Below are 4811 nucleotides of genomic sequence, written 5' to 3'. Positions count from 1 at the left end.
CGATGATCGATCCCACCGGTCGCCTCTCCGACGTCCGCTTCCCGAGCACCGGAACGATCGCTCAGGTGGCACTTCTCCTGGCCGGCGAGATTGCCGACCGCGTACTCGACGTCGACGCTCCTGAACTGCCGAAACTTCCGATCCCGCACGTGTCGGACGATCATCTGATCGAACAACTCGATGCCGCCATCCCCGAGGCCGGGATCTTCGAGGACCTCGCCGACGAGGACGACGACTTCGTGCTGCCCGCCGGCGAACCGGCCGAGCCACCGCCACCCGTCACGTACCCGAAAATCGACGACGACTGGCTCGCTGACAAGGTCACCGAGTTGGTGGACCAGTTCGGGCGAACTTTCGCGGCGCAGTGGCAGGCCGATCACAACGGGCTGCGCAAGCAGGCGCTCGGGTTGCTGCAACGTCTGCGCCTGACGCATGCGGTCGACGGCGGCGTACTGGTGTTGCCCGTCCTTGCCCGGTACCGCGACGTCGTGGTCTCCGTGCGCGAACGCGATCCTCAGATCGACTTCGCGGTGGACAACTCCGCACCGGATCCGGTCGACGAATTCGGCCCCGAACCTTCCCCCAACGGCGAACTATCAGAGGTAGAGAACGTATGAGCAACGCCCGCTTCCGACCTACTCGGGCTGGAATCATCAACCTCTGGGATTACCGAGACCAAGAGTTCTCGTTCGCCGACGGTCGACTGGTTCTGCGGGGACCCAACGGATCCGGCAAGACCAAGGCCCTCGAGGTCCTGTTCCCGTTCGTCTTCGACGGCCGCATCGAACCGCGGCGCCTCAACCCGTTCGCCGGTGAAGAGCGCACGATGAAGTCCAACCTGCTCTACCGGGGCCAGGACAGCGCGCACTCCTACGTGTGGATGGAGTTCTGCCGCGGCTCCCTCGAAGATCCCGAGTCGGTGACCGTGGGTATCGGCATGCGGGCAACCCGAACCAACGACAAGGTCACCCGCTGGTACTTCGTCGCCGACGGCCGCGTCGGAGTCGACTTCTCGCTGATCGGCAACGACGATCGTCCTCTCACCAAGAAGCAGTTGGCCGAACAACTCGGCAGCGATTCCATCACCGACCGTCCCCTCGACTACCGCACAGCCATCGACGCGCGAATGTTCGGTCTCGGAGTGCAGCGCTACGACCAGCTGATCAATCTCATTCTCACGCTTCGCCGTCCCCAGCTCGCGAAGAACCTCGACCCGAAGGGCCTTTCGCAGGCACTCACCGACGGTCTCCGTCCACTCGACGATCAGTTGGTCCTCGAAGCTGCGCGTTCGTTCAGCGACATGGAGGAAGTCGGCCGCGCGCTCGAGGGGCTCGCGGCCGCCGATCAGGCAGCCCAGAGTTTCATCGGGGTCTACACCAAGTACCTGCGTCAGCAGTCTCGCGGAGAGATCGAACAGGTCAGCACCCGCCTCGCAGCGGTCACCAGAGGTGTTGCCGCCATGGACGAGTCGTCGCTCGCCCAGACCCGCAGCCGTGAGGCGCGGGCAGCAGCCGAGGAGCGCTTCAACCAGGCCGAGCAGGCACTCGAGAACGCGCGCGCCAATGTCGAAGCACTGCAACGCTCGAGCGCGTACGAAGGCAAACAGCAACTCGACGACCTCGCCCAGGCCGTCGCGACGCTCAAGCTCTCGACCGAGCAGCAGGCAGACAAGTCCCGGAAAGCGCAGGCCGCACTCGCTCAACGCGGCGACGAAGCCGACAAGGCTGCATCGTCGGTCAAGCGTGCGGCCGAAGCACTCTCGCGCGCCGAGGACGAACTGCAGGCGGCCGCTGAGGACGCCGGCATCGTCTGGACTCCCCTGCCCGACGGCTCACGCAGTGACCAGATCACGGCAGCAGTCCGTGGCCATGCCGAGGAGCGTGACGGTGACGTACGCGTCGTCCGCACCGCACTGGCGACCGTCGAGAAGGCGGCGACCGAACGAACCCGGGCCGAAAACAGCTCTCGCCGTGGACAAGAGCTGCTCGAAGCGTCCAAGGCGGCTGTACTCGAGGGCGAAGCTGCCGTGGAACTCGCACGCAGTCAGTGCGCCAGCGGGCTGCGCGCGTGGTGGACCGATCACTCCTCCCTGTTTTCGGCTGTCGGCGCCGACACGTCGCTGTTCGAAGCTCTCGACGCGGCGCTCGCCGAAGTCGGCGACGAAGACGCTCCGGCGCTGTCCGCAGTTCTCGCCGAGCACACCGAAGCCGGCACCGAGACGCTGCGCGAGCGTCGACGTGAGGCCGAAGCTGAAATATCTGCCTCACACGCCTCCATCGCGGCTCTCAAATCCGAGCGCAAGGCCGTCTCGGCGGAACACGACGACGCTCCGCCTGCCTTCCACGCACGCACCGACAACCGCAGTGAACTGGGTGGTGCACCGCTGTGGCAGTTGGTGCGCTTCGCCGACTCCGTCGAACCAGACGTGGCCACGGGAATCGAATCCGCACTCCAGGCGGCAAATCTGCTCGACGGCTGGGTCTGCCCGGACGAGAAGATTCCCGAGCACGTCAGCGAGCAGTTCCTGACGGCTCTGCCCGTCAAGCAGCGTCCGAAGGGACGAACGCTGGCGGACGTCCTCGAGGTCGAAGGCAATGCCGACGTACCCGACGCTCGGGTACAGGACATTCTCGCGTCGATCAGTCTCGTCGAGGCACCGGGAGACTCCGATGCAAGCGTCGCGATCGGCGTCGACGGCCGCTTCTGGCAGGGCGTCGCGCGTGGCCGGCACGTCAAGGCCGACGCCGAGTACATCGGCACCACAGCACGGGCGCGTCGACGCGAGGCTCGGATCACCGAGATCGACGCGGCTCTGGAAGAACTTGCCGCGGCAGTCGATACGGCCAAGGCACTGGTGGCGCAGACCAACGAGCAACTGAGCCGGATCAACTCTGCGGCAAAGGAATTGCCGAAGACAGGTTCGATCCTGCGCGCACTCAAGACGGTCACCGAATCCGCCGGCGCACTCCGTACTCGCTCGGAGGCCACGGAAACGGCACAACGCGAACTCGATGCGGCGATCGCTGATCTCGCGGCGAAGGAAAAGCAACTCCGAGCGACGGCGTCGCAGCACCGGACGCCGCATATCGGCCGTGAACTCGACTCCCTCGCGGCGGCGATCCGTCATTTCGAGAAGCAGGGCGAACTGGCGCTGCGCTGCCGACGGGAGCATGCCAAGGAAGTCGAACTCGAACGCGAGTCTCGCGACCGTCTCGACGAATCACGCGCCAATGCGGAGGAATTCGCCGAGGAAGCCGCCATCGCCGAGGAGAGTCTGATCCAGCAGGTGCAGCGTCTCGAGACGCTGCGCGACACCCTCGGTGCCAGCGCCGAGCAGATCGACCTGGACCTGGCAAAAGCCCGCGCGAAGATCGAAGAATGCAAGGTCGAACAGCGTGCGGCGCGAAAGGCGTACGACGCCGCCGTCCTCCAGATCGGCACGGCGGAGGGTGCGTACAACACCGCCGTGGAGACCTTGCGTCACACCCTGACCGAAACCCGCAGTGATGCAGAGCGACTCGCACCCTACGCGCGCCCGGACCTTCTCGAGTTGTTGGGCGTCAAGGAACATCTGAGCTGGCCGGCAAGTTCAGCGGCGTGGATGAGCCCCGATCAGTTGGTCTACCGCATCCAGAACGAAGATCGCAGCGAGGACGCAGCCCACCCGCCCGTCCTCCCCGAAGACGTCGACAGGTTGTACCGAGCGCTCGAGGCTGCGACCTCGGCAGTCCGAGTCACCGACGGCGCCCGAAAGGCAACCCGCACGGCACTGACCTCGGCGCTGCAGGACTTCGACGCGCAACTCGCAGCAGCCGGACAGGACTACCGTCTGCAGTGGGATGCACCGGATGGGCTGACCGTCGTACGAGTCCAGGACGATCAGGGCTATTCGTCGATCGGCGAGTTCGCAACACGGATCCACGACGCTCGCGGCGATCAGGAGCAGTTGCTCACCGAGTCCGAGCGTCGCATTCTCGAAGATGCCCTGTTGACCGGATTGGCTCAGCAGATCCACGAGCGCACGGTCGACGCACGCGAGTTGATCACACAGATGGGCACCGAGATGCGTGAGCGTCGGATGTCCTCAGGCAATACCATCGGCGTTCACTGGGTGCTCGCCGACAACCTCGACGACAGCTCGCGGGCGATCTCCAAGCTGCTGGATCGAGACGCGTCGGCCCTCGGCGTCGATGAACTAGCTACTCTGCGAGCACATTTCGCGACGCAGATCCGTACCGCCCGCGCGGCGCACCCCGAACGCTCGTACCCGGAGATTCTGTCCTCGGCGCTCGACTACCGTCAATGGCGCGTGTTCTCGTTCACCCTCATCAGCGGTGAGGGCAAGGAAGACCGTCTTACCGTCGCGCGGCACAGCGCGCTGTCCGGTGGCGAGCAGTCCGTCTCGCTGCACCTTCCTTTGTTCGCCGCGGCGCACGTCATGTTGGACTCGGCCGACCCGCACGCCCCGCGTCTGCTGGCACTCGACGAGGCTTTCGCCGGTGTCGACGACAACGGTCGCAGCGAGCTTCTCGGCTTGAGCGTTCAGTTCGACCTGGACCTCTTCATGACCGGCTACGACCTGTGGATCACATACGCAGACGTCCCCGGCTGTGCGCACTACGACCTCGCGCACTCCACGGCCGAGCAGGCTGTCAGCGCCGCGCTGCTGGTCTGGTCGAACGGTGAGCTGCTTGCCGAGCACGACGGAACGGATCTGGCGAGGGCATTGGGCTCGCCGCTACGGCGCCGGGTGCCGACACCCGCCGAAGGTGCGTTGGACTACGCCTAGAAACTGCTGTGCGCCTTTATTA

General features: G+C 65.4%; 2 protein-coding genes. Both read left to right on the top strand.

Annotated features, from left to right (window positions below; translation table 11 throughout):
• On the top strand, positions 1 to 617 hold a 617-nt coding region (locus tag RWT78_RS28305; RefSeq protein WP_314682609.1), incomplete at its 5' end, for a DUF2398 family protein.
• Complete coding sequence (locus tag RWT78_RS28300; RefSeq protein ID WP_314682605.1) at positions 614 to 4789, top strand: TIGR02680 family protein; 4176 nt, start codon at positions 614 to 616, stop codon at positions 4787 to 4789. The genes RWT78_RS28305 and RWT78_RS28300, both read left to right, overlap by 4 nt.
• Positions 4790 to 4811: the final 22 nt, after the last annotated feature.

It is taken from the genome of uncultured Rhodococcus sp. (assembly GCF_963525155.1).
GTDB classification, from domain to species: domain Bacteria; phylum Actinomycetota; class Actinomycetes; order Mycobacteriales; family Mycobacteriaceae; genus Rhodococcus_F; species Rhodococcus_F qingshengii.
This window is presented reverse-complemented; position numbering and strand designations above follow the sequence as displayed.